The organism is Bartonella sp. MR168JLCBS (assembly GCF_042194175.1).
Genome location: NZ_JBHIMP010000108.1, coordinates 1 through 1,267, shown reverse-complemented (window position 1 = coordinate 1,267; position 1,267 = coordinate 1). Strand labels below are relative to the sequence as shown.

At 39.9% G+C, this 1,267-nt stretch carries 1 protein-coding gene; it reads right to left on the bottom strand.

Annotation, left to right across the window (positions count from 1 at the left end; translation table 11 throughout):
• Window positions 1–543: 543 nt before the first annotated feature.
• The coding region (locus ACFIK8_RS09505; protein ID WP_375669282.1) for an L-serine ammonia-lyase at window positions 544–1,267 on the bottom strand (724 nt) is incomplete at its 5' end.

Below are 1,267 nucleotides of genomic sequence, written 5' to 3'. Positions count from 1 at the left end.
AAATTTGTCTAGGTGCAACAAATGGTTAACTCTATAAGCAATTTCCGTAAGAGTTATTTTGCTAAAGAGCCTTTATGCCCCGTATTGTCTACCATCTTAACAAATCCTTTCGCAGACACACGTCTTCCTTAAATTTATAAAATGTACTGCAAGATGTACTGCAAGTTTCTATTCAACTCTCTGAGTTAGCGTTTTCAGCTTCTCAATAAAATCTTCCAAAAAATACGTCGAAAATACAAGATATTAGCTCACGTTTGGATCTAATATCAAAGATTACTCTTGATACATTTTCATAAGAAAAAAGTTGGCTTCCCTATTATATGCAAACTCTTCTTATTGGGTATTGCTGTGCGTAACTCAATGAGGAAAATCCTCTTCAATAACTCATAAAGGCACCCACGTGACATAGATGTTACGCAAAATCACCTAAGTCCTTTTCTAAACTTGTATTCTTTTCAACACACAAAGCAATTTTAAAGTGCAACTCTTTTATCAATAAACAAGCTGTAAGAAATTTATCAGATTAAAATATTGTTGCGCATTTTAACAGGATATTGCATTGACTGCGAGGCCACCTTTACTCGTTTCTTTATAGCGTTCACTCATATCATATCCGGTCTGGCGCATTGTTTCTATACAAGCATCAAGAGAAACAAAATGCCTTCCATTACCATGCAACGCAAGAGAAGAAGCAGTCACCGCCTTAACAGCACCCATTGCGTTGCGCTCAATACAAGGAACCTGTACAAGACCTGCAACTGGATCACATGTCATTCCCAAATGATGCTCAAGTGCAATCTCCGCGGCATTTTCAATTTGAGCCGGTGTACCACCCAACGCTGCAGTCAACCCTGCGGCTGCCATTGAAGATGCCGTTCCAACTTCCCCTTGACAACCAACTTCTGCACCAGAAATAGAAGCATTGTGTTTAATGACACCACCAATAGCTGCTGCTGTCAATAAAAAATTATGTATTCCCTCTCGATCTGAATCATCATTAAATTGAAGATAATAACGCAAAACTGCAGGCACAATACCAGCTGCGCCATTCGTGGGTGCAGTAACAACACGACCACCTGCTGCATTTTCCTCATTCACCGCTATAGCGTACACAGAAAGCCAGTCATTTGCCCAGATAGGGTGATTTCGATTCTTTTTGCGATTTTCCAAAAGCTTATCGTGCAATTTTTTAGCACGCCTTGGAACGCGCAATCCGCCCGGCAACTCACCTTCTTGTGAAAGCCCTCTATCAATACAATTTATCATA